Origin of the sequence: Streptomyces sp. NBC_00572, assembly GCF_026341815.1 — a bacterium.
In the GTDB taxonomy this organism is placed as follows: Bacteria; Actinomycetota; Actinomycetes; order Streptomycetales; family Streptomycetaceae; genus Streptomyces.
Genome location: NZ_JAPENX010000001.1, coordinates 3,011,986 through 3,029,841 on the forward strand (window position 1 = coordinate 3,011,986; position 17,856 = coordinate 3,029,841).

General features: G+C 71.8%; 16 protein-coding genes, 1 tRNA gene and 1 other RNA gene. 8 read left to right on the forward strand and 10 right to left on the reverse strand.

The features are described 5' to 3' along the window. Positions 1-67: 67 nt before the first annotated feature. Positions 68-928, forward strand: coding sequence for a helix-turn-helix transcriptional regulator (locus OG514_RS13860; protein WP_266900848.1), 861 nt, complete (start codon positions 68-70; stop codon positions 926-928). Between the two features lie 16 nt (positions 929-944). Here the strand turns inward: OG514_RS13860 and OG514_RS13865 are convergent, their stop codons facing one another. Genes OG514_RS13865 through OG514_RS13875 form a run of 3 tightly spaced genes read right to left on the reverse strand, consistent with a single transcriptional unit; the run spans position 945 to position 3,880 of the window. Continuing rightward, positions 945-2,003 (reverse strand): aldo/keto reductase, encoded by a 1,059-nt coding sequence (locus OG514_RS13865; RefSeq protein WP_266894392.1) that lies wholly within the window; start codon positions 2,001-2,003, stop codon positions 945-947. A 9-nt stretch (positions 2,004-2,012) separates the two neighbouring features. Next, positions 2,013-2,888, reverse strand: a complete 876-nt coding sequence (locus tag OG514_RS13870) for an alpha/beta fold hydrolase (protein WP_266894394.1) — start codon at positions 2,886-2,888, stop codon at positions 2,013-2,015. A gap of 14 nt (positions 2,889-2,902) precedes the next feature. Then, the gene (locus OG514_RS13875; protein WP_266894396.1) at positions 2,903-3,880 is read right to left on the reverse strand and encodes a DUF5937 family protein; all 978 of its coding nucleotides are present in this window, start codon (positions 3,878-3,880) and stop codon (positions 2,903-2,905) included. A 101-nt stretch (positions 3,881-3,981) separates the two neighbouring features. On the opposite strand from OG514_RS13875, the gene OG514_RS13880 reads away from it, so the two are divergent. Further along, on the forward strand, positions 3,982-5,271 hold the full coding sequence (locus tag OG514_RS13880) for an MFS transporter (RefSeq protein WP_266894398.1): 1,290 nt from the start codon (positions 3,982-3,984) through the stop codon (positions 5,269-5,271). A 25-nt stretch (positions 5,272-5,296) separates the two neighbouring features. Here OG514_RS13880 and OG514_RS13885 read toward each other — a convergent pair whose 3' ends face one another. The 4 genes from OG514_RS13885 to OG514_RS13900 all read right to left on the reverse strand — a co-directional run bounded on the left by OG514_RS13885 (position 5,297) and on the right by OG514_RS13900 (position 8,976). After that, the gene (locus tag OG514_RS13885; protein WP_266894400.1) at positions 5,297-5,506 is read right to left on the reverse strand and encodes a DUF4287 domain-containing protein; all 210 of its coding nucleotides are present in this window, start codon (positions 5,504-5,506) and stop codon (positions 5,297-5,299) included. A gap of 76 nt (positions 5,507-5,582) precedes the next feature. Then, entirely contained in the window at positions 5,583-7,835 is a 2,253-nt protein-coding gene (locus tag OG514_RS13890; protein ID WP_266894402.1) for an FtsX-like permease family protein, read from the reverse strand. Beyond that, entirely contained in the window at positions 7,832-8,506 is a 675-nt protein-coding gene (locus OG514_RS13895; protein ID WP_266894404.1) for an ABC transporter ATP-binding protein, read from the reverse strand. The genes OG514_RS13890 and OG514_RS13895 overlap by 4 nt, the downstream gene beginning before the upstream one ends. A gap of 59 nt (positions 8,507-8,565) precedes the next feature. Continuing rightward, positions 8,566-8,976 (reverse strand): hypothetical protein, encoded by a 411-nt coding sequence (locus OG514_RS13900; RefSeq protein WP_266894406.1) that lies wholly within the window; start codon positions 8,974-8,976, stop codon positions 8,566-8,568. A gap of 252 nt (positions 8,977-9,228) precedes the next feature. Here OG514_RS13900 and OG514_RS13905 point away from each other — a divergent pair, with 252 nt between their 5' ends. Continuing rightward, positions 9,229-9,861 (forward strand): hypothetical protein, encoded by a 633-nt coding sequence (locus OG514_RS13905; RefSeq protein ID WP_266894408.1) that lies wholly within the window; start codon positions 9,229-9,231, stop codon positions 9,859-9,861. 82 nt (positions 9,862-9,943) lie between these two features. On the opposite strand, the gene OG514_RS13910 is transcribed toward OG514_RS13905, so the two are convergent. Both OG514_RS13910 and OG514_RS13915 read right to left on the reverse strand, forming a co-directional pair. Continuing rightward, on the reverse strand, positions 9,944-10,348 hold the full coding sequence (locus OG514_RS13910) for a VOC family protein (protein WP_266894410.1): 405 nt from the start codon (positions 10,346-10,348) through the stop codon (positions 9,944-9,946). 108 nt (positions 10,349-10,456) lie between these two features. Next, positions 10,457-10,675 (reverse strand): hypothetical protein, encoded by a 219-nt coding sequence (locus OG514_RS13915; protein WP_266894412.1) that lies wholly within the window; start codon positions 10,673-10,675, stop codon positions 10,457-10,459. Between the two features lie 112 nt (positions 10,676-10,787). Between OG514_RS13915 and OG514_RS13920 the strand changes: the two genes are divergently transcribed. Next, the gene (locus tag OG514_RS13920; protein ID WP_266894414.1) at positions 10,788-11,432 is read left to right on the forward strand and encodes a TetR/AcrR family transcriptional regulator; all 645 of its coding nucleotides are present in this window, start codon (positions 10,788-10,790) and stop codon (positions 11,430-11,432) included. A 72-nt stretch (positions 11,433-11,504) separates the two neighbouring features. Here OG514_RS13920 and OG514_RS13925 read toward each other — a convergent pair. Further along, positions 11,505-11,592 (reverse strand) — tRNA-Ser (locus tag OG514_RS13925). 117 nt (positions 11,593-11,709) lie between these two features. Between OG514_RS13925 and ffs the strand changes: the two genes are divergently transcribed. From ffs to OG514_RS13945, 4 genes are all read left to right on the forward strand, one after another. Further along, positions 11,710-11,808, forward strand: an RNA gene (gene ffs / locus OG514_RS13930) — signal recognition particle sRNA small type. A 204-nt stretch (positions 11,809-12,012) separates the two neighbouring features. Next, positions 12,013-14,151: a DNA polymerase III subunit gamma and tau gene (locus OG514_RS13935; protein ID WP_266894416.1), complete on the forward strand. Its 2,139-nt coding sequence runs from the start codon at positions 12,013-12,015 to the stop codon at positions 14,149-14,151. Between the two features lie 61 nt (positions 14,152-14,212). Continuing rightward, the gene (purD, locus tag OG514_RS13940) at positions 14,213-15,463 is read left to right on the forward strand and encodes a phosphoribosylamine--glycine ligase (protein ID WP_266894418.1); all 1,251 of its coding nucleotides are present in this window, start codon (positions 14,213-14,215) and stop codon (positions 15,461-15,463) included. A 251-nt stretch (positions 15,464-15,714) separates the two neighbouring features. After that, entirely contained in the window at positions 15,715-17,649 is a 1,935-nt protein-coding gene (locus OG514_RS13945; RefSeq protein ID WP_266894420.1) for a hypothetical protein, read from the forward strand. Positions 17,650-17,856 lie beyond the last annotated feature (207 nt).

Genomic DNA, 17,856 nt, shown 5'->3' on the forward strand with positions numbered 1-17,856 from the left:
GCCCTTCCGACCCTGGGATCGCCAGTCCCTGGATACGGCCTGGATGAGCGGTCGGGGCTCCGGCAGGATGATCCGCATGACGATCGACCGCCGTGAACTCGCCGACTTCCTCCGCCGTTCCCGCGACCGGGTCCGTCCGCAGGACGCGGGCCTCCCGGCCGGTCCCCGGCGCCGTACGCCCGGACTGCGCCGCGAGGAGGTCGCCCAGCTGGCCGGCATGTCCGCCGACTACTACATCCGCCTGGAGCAGGCCCGCGGCCCGCAGCCCTCGCCGCAGATGCTCGCCGCGCTCGCCCGCGCGCTGCGGCTCGACACGGACCAGCGCGACCACCTCCACCTCCTGGCAGGCCACCGCCCGCCGGCGGGACCCATGGCGGGCGGCCACGTCGCACCCGGCCTGCTCCACCTGCTCGACCAGCTGGCGACGACCCCCGCGCAGGTCCTGAGCGACCTCGGGGACGTGCTGGCGCAGAACGCGATGGCCCGCGCGCTGCTCGGCGGGGTGTGCACGGTGTCGGAGCACGGCCGGAACGTGGTGTGGCGCTGGTTCGCCGACCCGGAGGCCCGTACGGCGTACCCGGCCGAGGAGCACGCGTACTACAGCCGCCTCCATGTCGCCGATCTGCGCGCGGCGTTCGGCCGCCGCTCGGGCGACCCGGCCGCGACGCGGCTGGTGGAGCGGCTGCGCGGGGCGAGCGAGGAGTTCGCGGAGCTGTGGGAGCGGCACGAGGTGGCGGTCCGCCGGAACAGCCGGATGCGGGTCGCGCACCCGGTGATCGGCCCGGTGGACCTGGACTGCCAGGTGCTGCTCGCCCCGGAGGGAGAGCAGCGGCTCGTCCTGTTCACCCCACCGCCGGGCACGGACGCGGGGGAGCGGCTCGCGCTGCTGAGGGTGGTGGGCACGGAACAGTTCACGGCGACGACCTGATCGGGCTCCAGTCGGCTCAGCCCGCCGCCCGCGCATGCAACGGCCGTCGCCGCAGGGCGGGTTCGGTCAGGGCGGGCGGCTGCCAGACGCCGTCGGCGCGGTAGAGGTTCGTCCCCGGCGGCACGATCGCGTCGATCCGGTCCAGGACCTCGTCCGTGAGGACGACGGGCGCGCCCTTCAGCAACCCCTCCAGCTGCTCCATCGTCCGGGGCCCGATGATGACGGAGGTCACGGCCGGGTGCGAGGCGGCGAAGGCGATCGCGAGTTCGGGCAGGGAGCAGCCGATCTCGTCGGCGAGGGCGACGAACTCCTCGACGGCGTCGAGCTTGGCGGCGTTGCCGGGAAGCGTCGGGTCGAAGCGGTGCGGGGTGAGCGCCGGGCGCCCGCTGGTGAGGTCGATCGGCCGGCCCTTGCGGTACTTGCCGGTGAGGAAGCCGGAGGCGAGCGGCGACCAGGTCAGGACGCCCATTCCGTACCTCTGGGCGACGGGCAGGACGGAGGCCTCGATGCCGCGCGCGAGCAGCGAGTACGGCGGCTGCTCGGAGCGGAAGCGGCGCAGCCCGCGCCGCTCGGCGACGGCGTGGGCCTCGACGATGTCCTCGGCGGGGAAGGTGGAGCAGCCGAACGCCCGGATCTTCCCCTGGCCGACGAGGTCGCCGAGGACGTCGAGGGTCTCCTCGATGTCCGTGCGGTGGTCGGGCCGGTGGACCTGGTAGAGGTCGATCCAGTCGGTGCCGAGCCGCTTGAGGCTGTTCTCGACGGCGCGAGTGATCCAACGACGGGAGAGACCGCCCCGGTTGGGGCCCTCGCCGCCGAAGGGGAAGTACACCTTGGTGGCGAGCACGGTCTCTTCCCGTCGGCGGGAGTCGCGCAGTGCCTTGCCGACGATCTCCTCGGACTCGCCGGCGGAGTACATGTCGGCGGTGTCCACGAAGTTGATGCCCTGGTCGAGGGCCGCGTGGATGATCCGTACGGAGTCCTGGTGGTCAGGATTGCCGACGGCGCCGAACATCATCGTGCCGAGGCAGTACGTACTTACTTCGAACCCGGTCCCGCCGAGTACCCGATAGCGCATGCGCGCACTCTAGGAATTGGAGTGCGCTCCAAGGCAAGGGGTATGCGGGCCGGTGTGGAGGGCGTCGCTGCGGAGGAAGTCGACGACGAGCCGGTGCAGGGTCCCGGGCCGCTCCAGGTGTACGTCGTGCCCGGCGCCGGGCAGGCTGGCGCCGTGCAGCGCGGGTCGGAGCCGGACCATCTCCGCGTACTCCTCGCCGTCGATGATTCCGCCCCGCTCGCCCTGCCCGAGGACGGCGAGTGTGGGGCAGGTGACGGCGGCCCACTCGTCCCAGAAGGCGCGGATGGCGTGGTCGTCGAGGGACCGCACCATGACCTCGGGGTCGAAGCGCGGCCACAACCCGTCGGCACGCTCGTCGAGCCCACGGGCCCAGCCCTCCCCCACGGGATCCGTCCCGCCGCCCAGGTACGCGACGGCCGCCTCCCGCGAGGGGAACGGCACCGGCCAGGCCCGCAACCAGCCCCCGATCTGCCCCTGGACGTCGGGGTCGGCCCCGCCGGGACCGGCCTCGACGAGGACGAGGGCGCGCGGCAGGCCGGGGTGGGCGGCGGCGGTGAGGAGGGCGGTGCTCCCGCCCAACGACTGTCCGATCAACACGGGACGTTCGAGCCCGAGTCGATCGATGACGGCGACGACGTCGGCGACGTGGGCGGCCCGCGAGACGTCCCCGGGGTGCCGTTCGCTGCCGCCGTGCCCGCGCTGGTCGAGGGCGACGACGCGATGGCCGGAGTCCCGCAGGAGCCGCGCCGTGTCGTCCCACTCGCCGGCGTGCCCGGCGAGCCCGTGCAGGAGGAGTACGTCGGGCCCGGTGCCGCCCCAGTCACGGCAGGCCAGCCGTACCCCGTCACGAGTCACGAACCGCTCTGACCAGGAGGAAGGAGTCATCCCTCCATGATCCCCTACGGGTTGAGGAGTTGGTCGGCGACGGCGGTGCGGGCGTACAGGACGGAGCGCCCGCTGCGGTGGGCGGTGACCAGACCGGCGTTCCGCAGGGCGATGAGGTGCTGGGAGACGCCGGCGGCGGACAGGCCGCAGTGCGCGGCGAGTCGGGTCGTGGAGGAGGGCGTGTCGAGTTCGGTGAGGAGCAGGGTGCGGGAGCGCCCGAGCACGGCGGCGACGGCTTCCGTGGCCGCTGCGGAACGGGGCTCCCAGACGGCGCCGAACCCCAGTGCCGGATAGGCGAGTTGAGGCGGATCGGGATGGACGGACCGGGTGAGGACCCGGGGCCAGGCGAACACGGAGGGGACGAGCAGCAGCCCGGACCCGGCCTGGTCGCGGCTGAGCGAGCAGTGCCGCCGTACGAGCCGCAGGGTGCCGTCGTCCCATCGCACGGTCTCGTGGAGCTCGCTCAGGACCCGGGCGGAACCGTGCTCGGCGACCTGCCGGGCCCGATGGAAGACATCGGCTTCCAGGACCTGCTGGATCCGGGCCCAGTAGGGGGCGAGGGCAAGCTCCCAGTAGGTCTCGATCTCGTCGGTGATCTTGCGGAGGGCGGCCGGCGGATCGTCCTGCAGAAGCCGGAGCTTCGCATCGGGATCCCGCTCGTTCGCCAGCATGCGGAGGTCGTCGCGTACCTGCTCGGCGGGGGTGCGGCGGACGGCGTCGAGTTCGGAGCCGAGGGTGGGGAAGGGCCCGGAGGGGGTGGGGTTGAGGAAGTCGGCGAGGTATCCGCGACCGGGAACGAGCGCGGAGAGCCACCCCCGGTCGAGCCCGGCCCGCGCGATCCGGGGCCGGACCTGGGCGGCCCAGCGTCGATGGGGGGCGGAGTCCGGCCGGTCGACGAGGACGCGGTAGCTGGTGACGACCTCCCACATGGGGGAGACGGCGAAACGGGTCTGGGCGAGGTCGGCGGCGGAGAAGCTGAGCCCGGATTCCAAGGTTCCACGTCCTAGCTGCGAGAGGCGCGCGCGAGAGGAGATCGGATTCGGCCTGAGCTTAATCAATGGAGAAGCAGCGGGGACCCGAGCAGGCTCGCAGCATGCCAACTCGCACCCCCTCCGGGACTGCTCCCCGGACCCCGTCCTCCCTCCCGTCCCTCATCCCGTCCTCCTTCCAGGGGCTGCCGCCCGTCGTGTGGACGATCTTCGCGGGAACGATCGTCAACAGGCTCGGCTACCTCGTGACCCCGTTCCTGGTCTTCTTCCTGGCCGCGCGCGGAGTGACGGGCGCGGAGACCTCGTACGTCCTGGGAGCGCTGGGCGCGGGCAACCTCCTGGGCCCGGCCGTGGGCGGCATCCTGGCCGACCGGATCGGACGCCGCCCCACGATGCTGATCGGCCTGATCGGCGCGTCGGCGGCGCAGGGCGCGCTGTTCCTGGCGCCCGGCGTATGGACGATGGCAGCGGCGGCGCTGCTGATCAGCGCGGCGGGCAGCACGGTGTCGCCGGCGGCGTACGCGCTCCTCGCCGACGCCGTGGACAGCGAGCGCCGGCAGCGCGCGTACGCCCTGTTCGGCTGGGGAGTGAACATCGGCACGGCCGTGGCGGGCGTCCTCGGCGGCTACCTGGCCGCACACGGCTACTGGCTGCTCTTCGCGGTCGACGCGGGCTCGATGCTGCTCTACGCACTGGTGGTGGCGGTCCGCCTCCCGGAGCCGAAGCGCAGGACGACGGAGGAAAGGTCCCGAGGGAATGCCGAGGGGCCGGGGCCCGAGTCGGCGAAGAAGGACGGCATCGGATACGGGGTGGTACTCCGCGACCGCCTGGCGCTGCTCCTGCTGCCGCTCTTCGGGGTCCAGCTCTTCGTGTACTCGCTCACCGAGGTCGCCCTGCCGCTGGCGGTCCACGACAGCGGCCTGTCGCCGGCGGTGTACGGGGCGATGGCGGCGGTCAACGCGATCCTGGTCGTGGCGGTGCAGCCCTTCGCGACGGCCCGGCTGGCCCGGTTCCCGCAGCTGGCGGTGCAGAGCGCGGGCAGCACGCTGATCGCGGTGGGAGTGGCGCTCACGGGCCTGGCGGACGGGATCGTCGGCTACACGGTGTCGGTCGTGGTCTGGTCCCTGGGCGAGCTGGTCGTCGCGGGCATCGCGGCGGGCGTCGTGGCCAACCTGGCCCCGGCACACGCCAGGGGCCGCTACCAGGGGGCGTTCAGCTGGACGTGGGGAGTGGCGCGGTTCGCGGCGCTCACCCTGGGGGTCGCCACGTACACGACACTGGGCCCGTCGGCCCTGTGGTGGACGGCCCTGGTGGCGGGCACGGCCACAGCGGCGGCGACGCTGACGCTGACGGCGCGGGTGAAGGCCCGCACGGCCCACGAACTGGCGGCGTGAGCGGGTGCCGCGTGAGCGGGTGCCGCTACTTCCCCTCGGCAAGCGTGTGGGCCACGAGCGCGTTCGCGTGCCCGTGGCCCATCCCGTGCTCGGCCTTCAACCAGGAGACCAGCTCCATGTGCTTGGTGAGCGGCGAGGAACGGATGAGGTCCTGCCACTCGGAGACCGGCCGCCCGTACTTCTTCTCGATGGAAGGGAAGTAGCTGGCAGGACCCTTGACGACGTTCTCGGCCACGGGGATCTCCTCGGTGTGGGCGGGGCAACTGGAAGTAGGACCCCCACCTCACCGAAAACTCATCGGCGCGGCAACCTCAATCCCGCCGAATGTGCTCGGGATCGATGTGCCGCCGCACCATCGGCACGGAAGCGAGCGCGGCGGCGAGCAGCACCCCGAGCGCACAGACGAACAGCAACGGCAACCCGTCCCAGTCCCAGTGCACGGCCCCACCCCCGGTGATCAGATAACTGGACTCGGCAAGCCACCCGGTGACGATCGCCGCCCCCAACCCCACCACGAGCGGCAACAACACCTGCATGACCTGCACCCCCCGCAACGTCCCGGCCCGAGCCCCCAACAAGGCCAGCGCGGTCACCTGCCCCCGCCGCTCCATGGCCCGATCGGCCACGGACACCACAAACGCGGCCACCCCGATGACCAGCCCGAGCACCATCCCGACGGCAAGCAGACTCCGGATGACGGTGAGCTGAGCGAGCGAGTCGATGACGATCCCGACGGGCTCGACGGAGGAGGTGGGCGCGATGGCCCCGATGCCGTCGAGAACGGAACGGATGGTGGCGGGGTCGGCGTCGCTGACGAGGGTGAGGGTGCCGGCGGAATCGGCGAGGGGGGCCGGGAGGAGAGTCGGGGGGACGAGAAGGGCGCCTGAAGCGAAGACGGAGATGTCCCAGGGGTGTACGTCAACCCTTTCCCGGGGCACCGTGAACGTGGCCTTCCGGCCGTCCTTCAACTCAAAGGGGTAGCGCTCTCCCGCCTTCGGGTTGTATTCCAAGGGCGAGCGGTCATTGCGCAGTTGCATGATCCTGCCGTCTACGCAGCCTGCGGACCACTCTGTGGACGAGGCAAGCTGCGCGCAGGTGGCGACTACCAAGTCGGCGCGCGAGACATCTCCGTCACCCAACGGATCCCAGGAGCTGTACGAGACTACCTGCGTCCGCACACCCGGCACCTTCTCGAGCGCCTTCCGCTGTGGCGGCGTGAGTTCGTCCAAGCTGATCTTGTACTCCTGAAGGGGAGCTGTTCGCCGACTGACCTGGTCCAGTTCGACAAGCACCCCTTGCGTCAGCGAGGCGCCGAAGACCAGCAGCACGAGCCCGGTGACCACCCGCAACGAGGACCCGGGGTCGACCTCGGTGCGCCGCATCGCCAGCGCCACCGGCAGCGACTTCGCGGCTCCGGCCAGTCGCCGCGCGAGCCACGCAGTGATGGGCGTCAACCCGAAGACGAGCCCGGCACCGGTCAGCAACACGGCACCGGGCACCAGTAGGGAGCTGGCCGATCCCCCGGACGGGTCTTGCCCCATGATGCTGAGCACGCAGTACCCACCGATGATCCCCAGCCCCGGCACCAGCAGCAGCGTCCCGAACTTCTTCGGAGTCTTACGCTCCCCCGTCCGCCGCACACTGATCGGCGAAAGGGCGGCCCGCCGCGCACTGAACTGCCCTACGAACCATGCGAGCGCCGGGCATCCCAGCAGGCACAGAGCAACGGTCGTCCCAGAAGGCCGGCCATCCGCGGGATACCAGTGCAAGCCCGGCAACCCGACCCGAGCCATGACCTCGTTGACCCCGAGATACCCCACGACCCCGATCGCGGCCCCGACCGAGGCAGCGGCGACGCTCTCCCCGGCATTGACCCGCAGGGTGTCCTTCATGCTGAGCCCGACGAGCCGGAGGGCAGCGAGCCGCCGGGCGCGCGACTCTCCGGAGAGCCGCGCACAAACAGAGAGGAAGATGACTAGGGGGAGCAGCACAATGCACCCGAGCGTGAAGCGAAGGATGCTGAGTGTCGATGGGTCGACGATCTCCCGCCACGTTCGGCCAGTGCCGAAGCTACCCAGCTCTTCTGCCTCGGTCAGCTCGGCCGGAGTAGTGCCGATGTATGCGTACAGATCGTCGCTGGCACCCAATCCCTGCGGCGCGATGATGCCGGTGACACGGCCGGGGACAAGCCTGGCCGTTCGTGGATTGGAGGCAAGGACCTTACTGAGCTTGGGGGAAACGATCGCCTCACCGGCACCAGGAAGCTTCTCGACTCCCGGAGGCACCGGCGTAGGACCGGGTCTCGTCTGTGCGACGAAGATCCGATGGAGTGGCTGCGACCCGTACGGATCCCTGAACTCTTGGAACAAGACGTTACTGGTGCCTGGACGCGGCTCACGGGCGGCCGTGCGAGCGTCATGGGCCATGAGGATCGATGGAATCGTGAGGACGGCGGCAAGGCACGCCACTCCGAGCGCCGAGCCGAACGTCATCAACAGGAAGCGCACTCGCCCGCGACGTCCACTGCCCCACAGCAGGCGCATGCCGAGGACGAAAGCGTTCACACTGCCACCCGCTGATCCAGGGCGCCGTCCGACATCGTGTACTGCGTATCAGCCCTCGCGGCGACATCGGCATCGTGCGTCACGATGATCACGGCCGTCTTCTGCCTCCGCGCCAGCTGAAGAAACTCATCCAGCACTGCCGTCGCGTTGGCGCTGTCGAGTGCCCCGGTCGGCTCATCCGCGAACACCACGTCCGGCCGGTGGACCAGAGCCCGCGCAACCGCAACGCGCTGACTCTGGCCCCCCGACAGCTTCGAGGTCCTGCGCCGCAAGAGATCGCCCATCCCGAGCCGCCCCAGTACCTGGGCGGCCACCGCGTGGGCATGCGTCTTGCTGATCCCGGCGAGCCGGAGGGGAAGCGCCGCGTTCTCCTCGACGGTCAGTTCGGGCAGCAACTCCCCGTACTGGAAGACGAACCCGAGGCGGGTACGACGCAGGGCGCTCAGTTCCCCGTCGGGGAGCGTCGAAAGCTGCACCCCGTCGAAGGTCACGGTGCCGCTGGTAGGTGGCAGAACCCCTGCGAGGCAGTACAGCAGCGACGACTTCCCCGACCCGCTGCTGCCCATGATGGCGGCCACTTCGCCGCGCTTGAGCGTGAAATCCGCGTTACTGACGGCTTGCTCAGTGCCGTAGAAGAGATCCACGCCCTCGGCGCGGAGGATGACGTCCATCGTGGTGCGCTCCCTGGGGGGTGGGGAGCCGTGGTTGGGCGGCTCCCGAGACCGATTGACTACTTCCGCCAGAACAGCCGCTCCGGTGAGCAGTAGTCAGGGCGCAGGGAGCCACGGTCGATGCACGCGTGAATCCGCACTTCCTTGGTCTTCAGAACAGCGCCGTCGACGAAGACCTTGTCGACCTTGATGGTCTTGTTCTGAACGCCTGCGAGATGGCCCCACGCGTAGCCCTCGACCTTGGTGCGCAGGTAGACGTTGTGGCCGTCGTTCTTGTTTCCGTCCCGCAGCTGGCCCTTCACGTGAAGACCACTCGGCACCTTGGTCGTGGGCTGCCACTGGTACTTACCGTCGAACGCAACGCCCGGCGTTTCCATGACCAACTCGCGCCAGGACGAGTCCGCCACCGCCACCCCCATCCCCCCGAAGAACAGCCCCGCGGCCACCACCGCCGTAGCGAACTTCCTCATCGATAACCCCTGTTTGGTCGAGCCGACTGGTCATCACAGAAAGTATCGGCATCACTACACACTGGTGGTCGCAGTAACGTCCCTCCCTCCCATCACCCCCCGATCCAGTGAACGGGGTGCCGTGGGACCCACAGCACCTTCAGGGGTGGCGAACTGGTCACCGGTGACGTCGTGTTAGCCCCGCACAGCCGCTCTCTACGCGACTGGCTCACTCTCTCGGCGCCACGTAGGAGTGATCATCGGTGCGCCTGCGTGAGGGGGTGCGGCGGCGTCCCCAAGGATGCCCGCATGCCGAATTCCCCTTCCCCTTCCCCGTCCCCTTCCCCGTTCTCTCCTTCCTCCAGGCTGCGCCGAGCGCTTCTGCCGTTCGTAGCCGCCGTCGCCCTCCTGGGCACCGCCGGTTCATCCGCGGCCGGCGCCGTCGAGGCGTGCGGTTCCGTCATCACGGCTCCGCTCGCCCGGCCCGTATCCGCCGACGATCCCTGTCCCAGCGCCGACCCGGTCGTGTGCCGGATCCGCGTTCTGCCGATGGACGAGAAGGTCGAGGCCCAGCGGACCCGGATGCGGTACCACGGGCTCCTGGAGGACATGCACCGCACGGAGGCCGCCATGCGGGAGGCGGGTGCCACGGACGAGGAGATCGCCCGGGAGCTGGTCGACATGCGGAACCAGGCCAAGGAGATCACCCGCGCCGGCATGACCCGGGAGGAGGTGCGGATCCTGGAGGAGCGGAACATCGCCAAGTACGGCAACCCGCTCGGCCCCACCGCGGACCAGCTGTACGCCAAGTACGGCTCCTGGCAGCAGGTGATCGACGCGTCGATGCGGACCAGCTACGCCGTCGACCGCGAACTCAGCCTTGAGTACCGCCCCTGCCCCGTGTAGGTGGGCGGAACGCACGTACGCCGGTGGGCCGGAACGCATCAGCGTCCCGGCCCACCGGCGTTCCCCGCGCCGCGGGGGCCTCCTACTCGGTCGTGCCGTGTGTGGCGGAGGGCGTGACCCACTCGACCAGCTGGACGACGACGCCGTTGGGGTCGGTCAGCTGGAACAGGCGCTCTCCCCAGGGCTCTTCGCGCAGCGGCATCGTGAGGGGAGCGCCCGCGGCGCGCAGGCGGGCCTCTTCCGCCGCGAGGTCGGTCACGGTCAGCGCCAGGATCAGGCCGGCGGCCTGCTGGTCGCGCTGCTCGGGCGGGAGGACCTCGGTGCCCCGGCTGAGCAGCACGATGTCGACGGCGGCGTCCTCGCGGGTCAGCGAGGCGAAGCCGTCGGCGGCCATCGCCACCTGGTAGCCGAGGTGGGTGGTGAGGAACTCGCGGGAGGCGTCCACGTCGGCGACGGTGAGGGAGAGGGTGGAGGTTGAGACGTTCACGGCGACTCCTCGCTAGTCATGCAGCAGGCGATCAGGCGGTCAAGCAGTCAAGAAATCAAGCGGTCAGGCGATCAGGCGACCAGGCAGTCAGGCGGGCGGGGCCAGGTCTCAGTACGTGCGCCGCGGCGCCTGGATCCGGTTGCGGGTGGCGGCGGGCGCCCCGCGGTGGCCGGTGCGCGGCAGTTCGCGGAGCGGGCGGCGCTGGGCGGTGACGGGCACCGGCCCTGCGTCCTGCCGTCCATCGGCGGCGGCGAGCTTGGCGGTGCTGAACGCAGCACTGAGAGCGGTGCTGAGCGTGGCGGGATCCAGCTTCGGCAGATGCGGCATGCGCGACCTCTTCCCTCTGGTTCTACGAGGCGATTTTTGCGACGGACGTAACTTTACGCACGACGTCGCGAGTGCGTCAAGCATATTTTTACGTCGCGTGTAAGATTCGCTCATGGGTACCGAGAGCATGGGACTCCGAGAGTCCAAGAAGCAGGAGACCAGGCAGCTGATCTCCGACCACGCCACCCGCCTCTTCATGGAGCAGGGCTTCGAGCAGACGACCATCGCCGAGATCGCCACGGCGGCCCGCGTCGCCAAGAAGACGGTCACCAACTACTTCCCGCGGAAGGAGGACCTGGCCCTCGACCACCACGAGGCGTTCACCGCGACCCTGGCCCGCGCGGTCGCCGGCCGGGCCGCGGGCGAGTCGGCGCTCACCGTGCTGCGGCGCGAGTTCGCCGCCGCGGTGGAGCGGTGCGACCCCGTCGCGGGCTTCGCCGGCCCGGAGTTCGCCCGCATGATCGCCGAAAGCCTCACCCTGAGCGCCCGCCTGCGCGAACTCCACGACCTGCGCGAGGAGGCCCTCGCCGAAGCCCTCGCGGCGGACGTCCCCTCCAACACCTCGCCCGAGCGCCCGGCCATCGCCCCCCGGGCCGCCGCGGCACTCCTCGGCGCCGCCCACCGGCTGCTGTTCCAGCGGATCCAGGAACTCACGCTCGCCGGAGAGCCCAACGCCCAGATCGCCGCCACCGTGGCCCCGGAGGCCACGTACGTCTTCGACCTCCTCGAAACCGGCCTCCCCACCGGGGAACACTGACCGACCCCGACAACGCCGAAGGGCCCCGCTGCAAGCAGCGGGGCCCTTCAACGAATTGCCCGGTGAGAGCAATGGCGGAGGATACGAGATTCGAACTCGTGAGGGGTTGCCCCCAACACGCTTTCCAAGCGTGCGCCCTAGGCCTCTAGGCGAATCCTCCGCGGCGAACATTACATGACCGGAGAGGGTGCTCGCGAACTCGATCCTGGTGGGGGGTGGTGAGGGGGTCCGGGAGGGGGCGTGGGGCCTTGGGGGGTCTGCGATCGGGTACTCTGGGCGGAGCCCCTCACGCGGTGCTATCTGACTGAACTCCCCCAGGGCCGGAAGGCAGCAAGGGTAGGTCGGCTCTGGCAGGTGCGTGGGGGGCGCTTGCGTTCCCGTGCGTGGGTCGAGTCCGGGGCTGTGGGGACGGCGTACCGGGGCTGCTGCTGTCTGATGGGGGCGGTCGTACGAGGGCGGCTCGCGCTGTCCGTGAGGGCGGCGTACGAGGGCGGCTCCCGCTGTCTGTGAGGGACGGGGTCCGGGCGGAGCCGCGGCGGTTTTTCCCGGGTTGTCGGTGGGCGCCTATAACCTCGTACATGTGTCGTCTCTCGCGCTCTACCGCCGCTATCGCCCCGAGTCCTTCGCCGAGGTCATCGGGCAGGAGCATGTCACTGACCCGTTGCAGCAGGCCCTGCGGAACAACCGGGTCAATCACGCGTACCTGTTCAGCGGCCCCCGCGGCTGTGGCAAGACGACCAGTGCGCGCATTCTCGCGCGGTGTCTGAACTGCGAGCAGGGGCCCACGCCGACGCCCTGCGGGGAGTGCCAGTCCTGCCGTGACCTCGCGCGGAACGGGCCGGGGTCGATCGACGTCATCGAGATCGACGCCGCCTCGCACGGTGGTGTGGACGATGCCCGTGACCTGCGCGAGAAGGCCTTCTTCGGGCCCGCCTCCAGTCGGTACAAGATCTACATCATCGACGAGGCCCACATGGTCACCTCGGCGGGCTTCAACGCCCTCCTGAAGGTGGTCGAGGAGCCGCCGGAGCACCTCAAGTTCATCTTCGCCACGACCGAGCCCGAGAAGGTCATCGGGACCATCCGGTCGCGTACGCACCACTACCCCTTCCGGCTCGTGCCCCCCGGCACCCTGCGGGAGTACCTGGGCGAGGTCTGCGGGCGCGAGGGCATTCCCGTCGAGGACGGCGTGCTGCCGCTCGTCGTGCGCGCCGGTGCCGGTTCCGTGCGTGACTCGATGTCCGTCATGGACCAGCTGCTCGCCGGCGCCGCCGCCGACGGCGTGACGTACGCCATGGCCACCTCTCTGCTCGGCTACACGGACGGGTCGCTGCTCGACGCGGTCGTGGAGGCCTTCGCCGCCGGTGACGGCGCCGCCGCGTTCGAGGTCGTCGACACGGTCATCGAGGGCGGCAACGACCCGCGCAGGTTCGTCGCCGACCTCCTTGAGCGGCTGCGCGACCTGGTGATCCTGGCCGCCGTGCCGGACGCCGCCGAGAAGGGGCTCATCGACGCCCCGGTCGACGTGATCGAGCGCATGCAGGCGCAGGCGTCCGTGTTCGGTGCCGCCGAGCTCAGCCGGGCCGCCGACCTGGTCAACACCGGACTCACCGAGATGCGGGGCGCCACCTCGCCCCGGCTCCAGCTGGAGCTGATCTGCGCGCGCGTGCTGCTGCCCGCCGCCTTCGACGACGAGCGGTCCGTCCAGGCGCGCCTCGACCGGCTGGAGCGCGGTGCAGCCGCCGCGCCCGCGCCCGTCTTCACGCCCGGACCTCCCGCGACCTCCATGGGGTACGTCCCCGGTCCCGACGCCCACACCCCGATGGCCCCGCCCCCGCAGGCTCCCGCGCCCGCCCCCATGTCCGTACAGGCTCCGCCGCAGGCCGCACCGGCACCCGCAGCGCCGGCACCCGAGCCCGTCCAGGCGCAGCCCGCCGCGTCCCGTCCCGGTGCCTGGCCAGGCGCCGCCGCCCCCGGCGGTGGTGGACCCGGCGCCTGGCCCGGCACATCCGCCCCCGCGGCCCCGGCCCCGGCCCCGGCTCAGGCCGCCCCCGCTCCCGCGCACGCACAGCCCGCGCCGCAGGCCCCCGCGCCCGCTCCCGCCGCCACGGGCGGCGGCGGGGACACCGCCCAGGTGCGCAACCTCTGGCCGCAGATCCTCGACGCCGTGAAGAACCGGCGACGCTTCACCTGGATCCTGCTCAGCCAGAACGCGCAGGTCGCGGGCTTCGACGGCACGACCCTCCAGCTCGGCTTCCTCAACGCCGGAGCCCGCGACAACTTCGCGAGCAGCGGCAGCGAGGACGTCCTGAAGCAGGCCCTCGCCGAGCAGTTCAACGTGAACTGGAAGGTCGAGGCGATCATCGACCCCTCGGGCGGCGCCTCGCCGCCGCCCGCCGCCACCGGCTTCGGCGGGTCGGGCGGGACCGGAGGCTTCGGCCGCCCCCAGGCCCCCGCGCCGGCCTTCCAGCAGGCCCCGCCGCCCGCCCCCGTACAGCCGCAGGCGCAGGCTGCTCCCGCGTTCCCGCAGGCGCAGGCGTCCGCCCCGGCGCAGGCCCCCGCGCCCGCGTACACGCCGCCCGCGCCGCAGCCCGTGGCGCCCGAGGACGACGTGCCCGAGGAAGACGATCCGGACCTCGTCGACTCCGCCCTCTCCGGGCACGACCTGATCGTGCGCGAGCTCGGAGCCACCGTTGTGGAGGAATACACGAACGAGTAGGGGCGTCTCGTTCAGTGGCCCGCACAAGGGGCATCCCGGTCGGCGGACTACCCTGGCTGGCGTGAAGGTCCTCGTAATCGGCGGCGGCGCCCGCGAACACGCCCTGTGCCGCTCTCTCTCCCTCGATCCCGACGTCACCGCTCTGCACTGCGCGCCCGGCAACGCCGGAATCGCGGAGGTCGCCGAGCTGCACCCCGTCGACCAGCTGGACGGCGACGCCGTCGCACGCCTCGCCACCGAGCTCGGCGCCGGCCTGGTCGTCGTCGGCCCGGAGGCCCCGCTGGTCGCCGGTGTCGCCGACGCCGTCCGCGCGGCCGGCATCCCCGCCTTCGGCCCGTCGCGGGAAGCGGCGCAGCTGGAGGGCTCCAAGGCGTTCGCCAAGGACGTCATGGCCGGCGCCGGGGTGCCCACCGCCCGCAGCTACGTCTGCACGACCCCGGAGGAGATCGACGAAGCGCTCGACGCCTTCGGCGCTCCCTACGTCGTGAAGGACGACGGCCTCGCCGCCGGCAAGGGCGTCGTCGTCACCGACGACCTCGCCCAGGCCCGGGCCCACGCGCTCGCGTGCGACCGCGTGGTCATCGAGGAGTACCTCGACGGCCCCGAGGTCTCCCTCTTCGCCATCACCGACGGCACCACCGTCCTCCCGCTGCGGCCCGCGCAGGACTTCAAGCGCGCGCTCGACGGCGACGAGGGCCCGAACACCGGCGGCATGGGCGCCTACTCGCCGCTGCCCTGGGCCGACCCGAAGCTGGTCGACGAGGTCCTCGCGACCGTCCTCCAGCCGACGGTCGACGAGCTGCGCCGCCGCGGCACGCCGTTCTCGGGCCTGCTGTACGCGGGTCTGGCGATCACCAGCCGTGGCGTACGGGTCATCGAGTTCAACGCGCGCTTCGGCGACCCCGAGACCCAGGTCGTCCTGGCCCGGCTCCGCACCCCGCTGGCGGGCATCCTGCTGAACTCCGCCAACGGCACCCTGGACGACCAGGCCCCGTTGAGCTGGAGCGACGACGCCGCGGTCACCGTGGTCGTCGCCTCCCACAACTACCCGGACACCCCGCGCACCGGTGACCCGATCGAGGGCCTCGACGAGGTCACCGAGAAGGACGCCCCCCACGCGTACGTGCTGCACGCCGGGACCCGGCAGGACGGCGACGCGATCGTGAGCGCGGGCGGCCGCGTCCTTTCGGTCACCGCGACCGGAACGGACCTGGCGCAGGCCCGCGAGCGCGCGTACGCGGCGGTCGGCCGTATCCGTCTTGACGGCTCCCAGCACCGTACGGACATCGCGCGGAAGGCCGCCGAAGCCTGACGGCGCCGCCGATTTCTCGCGCGGCCGTGCGGTGGACCGTACGGCCGCGCGAAATCCATCACCTTTGCCCAAAGCCATACCTTCGAGTGACGGCTGGGCCATCCGGATGACGTTCGCCGAAGCCCCAACTAGGGTGCGGCGGAGGCGTTCCGGCACTTGGCCCACCGGCATTGCGATGTCAGTGACGGGTGCCACAGTGGGGGAGTGAGCAACACCGCCACAGGCAGTCCCGACATGGGCAGGAGGGGGTGATGTACGGCGTGTCCGGTACCGGTTCCGTTGTCGGCGAGGAGTGGGGAGCGCGCGCCGCGCACTCCCGGGCCCTCGCCGTCCTCCGGGTCCGCGGCAGGGCGCTGGGCCTCGCGGTCCTCCCCGCCGCCGTGGCCGTCGTCCTCTACGCGGGCGGGGTCACCGGCCACTTCACCGGCTCCGGCTGGGACACGGCCCGCTGGGTCGTGACCGTCCTCGCGATCCTCGTCCTCCTCGCCGCCACGGCCGTCGCCCTCGTCGTCGTCCGGGCCCGCCCGGCCGCCACTCCGACGGTGGAGCTCTCCGAGACCGCCGCCCCCGACCTCTACCGGCTCGTCCGGGACCTGGCCGACCGGCTCGACGTCCCGGCACCCGCCGCGATAGCCCTGACCCCGGACTGCGACAGCTGGCTTGAGGACCGCACCCACCGGGCCCACCGCGCGCTGCGCACACCGGCCGACGGTGAGGGCGAAAGCGAAGGCGCGCCCGTCCTCGTCATAGGTTCGCCCTTCCTGTGGTGGATGCGCGTCGGCGAGCTGCGGGCGGTCCTCGCCCCCGTCGTCGCCGGTACGGGCCCCGCGGGGCACCCCGACATAGCCGCCGCACGCCGCTTCGTCCGAGGCCTGGACGCCGCCGTGGCCGTACCCGGGACGCCCGGCCTCGACCCCGTCCGCCGACTCGGCGCGCGAGGCGTCGGGCGGGTCGCCCGCGTCCTCCTCCGCGCCTGCCGCGGGCACGCCGCCGAGATGGAGCGCGGGGTCGCCGCCGCCGGATCGGAGCGCGCCCAGGCCGTCGACTACGGCGTACGGATCGTCGCCCAGGAACAGGTCGGCCTGGCGTACGCGGGCTGGGACCGGCTTCTGACCCGCGTCGCGCTCCCCGCCTGGCGCATGGGCCGCTGGCCCGCCAAGCTCGACGCGGGCGTGGTCTCGGCCCTGACCGAACTCTCCCGCCGCGACCGGCTCGCGGACGGCTTCTCCTCCCGGCTCGGCGAGCGCCCCGCCTGTGACCTCCTGGAGGAGCCGGGCGCGGTCGACGAGGCCACCTCGCTGCTCGCCGCCCGCCTCTTCCACGGCGGCCCGGCCGCACCCGGGCCCGACTGGTCCCCGGTGGAGTGGAGCCAGTACCCGGAGGAGGTCGTCGACCGGAAGTGGCGCACCGACGCGGCCCGGCTGCACCAGGTCCTGGACGGCCTCGGCCGGGCGGACTCCGCGGCCGGTGGCGGGACCGGGAACGGTGTGGACGTCGCCGCCGGCCCGACCCTGACCCGGGTGATCGCCCACCTGTCCACGGAGCCGACGAAGCCCGCCGACCCCGACGCCGACCCCGACCCCGACGGGAACGTGGACGGGGCAGCGCCCGAGGCCGCCGCCGACGAGCTTTCGCCCCCGGAAGGCGATCACGCCCTCGCTCACGACGACGGCCACCTCGCCGACGCCGATACCGATACCGATACCGATACCGACGTCGACGAAGAGCCCGTCAACCCCGCCGCCGAGGCCCTCGCGGGCGCGCTCAGCGCGCTCCTCGCGCGCGAGGAGGCCGAACGGGAGGCGCGGGTGGCCGCCACAGCGCTGACGGTCGAGGCGGCGGCCCTGGGCGCCGAGAAGGACGACCGGTCCGGCAGCACACCCCCCGGGGCCGTCAGCGGCCCCGACGGGCCCTTGCCGCTGTTCCCGCTCCAGCCGCCCCGTTCCGGCCGTGATCTGCTCGCCGACCACGTCACCGCGATGGTCTGCTGCGCGGCCGTGGACACCGCCGAGGCCGCCCCTGGCCTCGACTGGCTCGACGGGCCCGCCCTGCTCGTCGGCGGCGAGCGGGCGGCGGACCTCGGCCCCCGTGTCCTCGCCCTCGTCGAGGACGGCGACCCGGAGCCGCTGCGGGTCTGGCTGGCCCGCACGGGAGTACGCCCGGAGAAGCCGGTACGCCTGGTCTGAAGCCGGCCTGAAGCCTGGTCTGATGCCGGAAACGAAGCCGGAAACGAAGCCGGAAACGAAGCCAGGCACGAAGCCGGGCCCGAGGTCGCCCGGACGCGCCCCGGAGATCACCCGTTTCGGAGCCCTGGCTTCCACTCTCGTCAATTCACGACGAACGGTGACGGAGTGCGTGCGTTATGTGATGTGCTGGAGACCGCCACTGACAGA

Bases quoted from the DNA above. Each gene is read 5' to 3' on its own strand.
- OG514_RS13860 (WP_266900848.1), top strand. From the start codon at position 68: ATGATCCGCATGACGATCGACCGCCGTGAACTCGCCGACTTCCTCCGC.
- OG514_RS13865 (WP_266894392.1), bottom strand. From the start codon at position 2,003: ATGCGCTATCGGGTACTCGGCGGGACCGGGTTCGAAGTAAGTACGTAC.
- OG514_RS13870 (WP_266894394.1), bottom strand. From the start codon at position 2,888: ATGACTCCTTCCTCCTGGTCAGAGCGGTTCGTGACTCGTGACGGGGTA.
- OG514_RS13880 (WP_266894398.1), top strand. From the start codon at position 3,982: ATGCCAACTCGCACCCCCTCCGGGACTGCTCCCCGGACCCCGTCCTCC.
- OG514_RS13895 (WP_266894404.1), bottom strand. From the start codon at position 8,506: ATGGACGTCATCCTCCGCGCCGAGGGCGTGGATCTCTTCTACGGCACT.
- OG514_RS13900 (WP_266894406.1), bottom strand. From the start codon at position 8,976: ATGAGGAAGTTCGCTACGGCGGTGGTGGCCGCGGGGCTGTTCTTCGGG.
- OG514_RS13915 (WP_266894412.1), bottom strand. From the start codon at position 10,675: ATGCCGCATCTGCCGAAGCTGGATCCCGCCACGCTCAGCACCGCTCTC.
- OG514_RS13920 (WP_266894414.1), top strand. From the start codon at position 10,788: ATGGGTACCGAGAGCATGGGACTCCGAGAGTCCAAGAAGCAGGAGACC.
- OG514_RS13945 (WP_266894420.1), top strand. From the start codon at position 15,715: ATGTACGGCGTGTCCGGTACCGGTTCCGTTGTCGGCGAGGAGTGGGGA.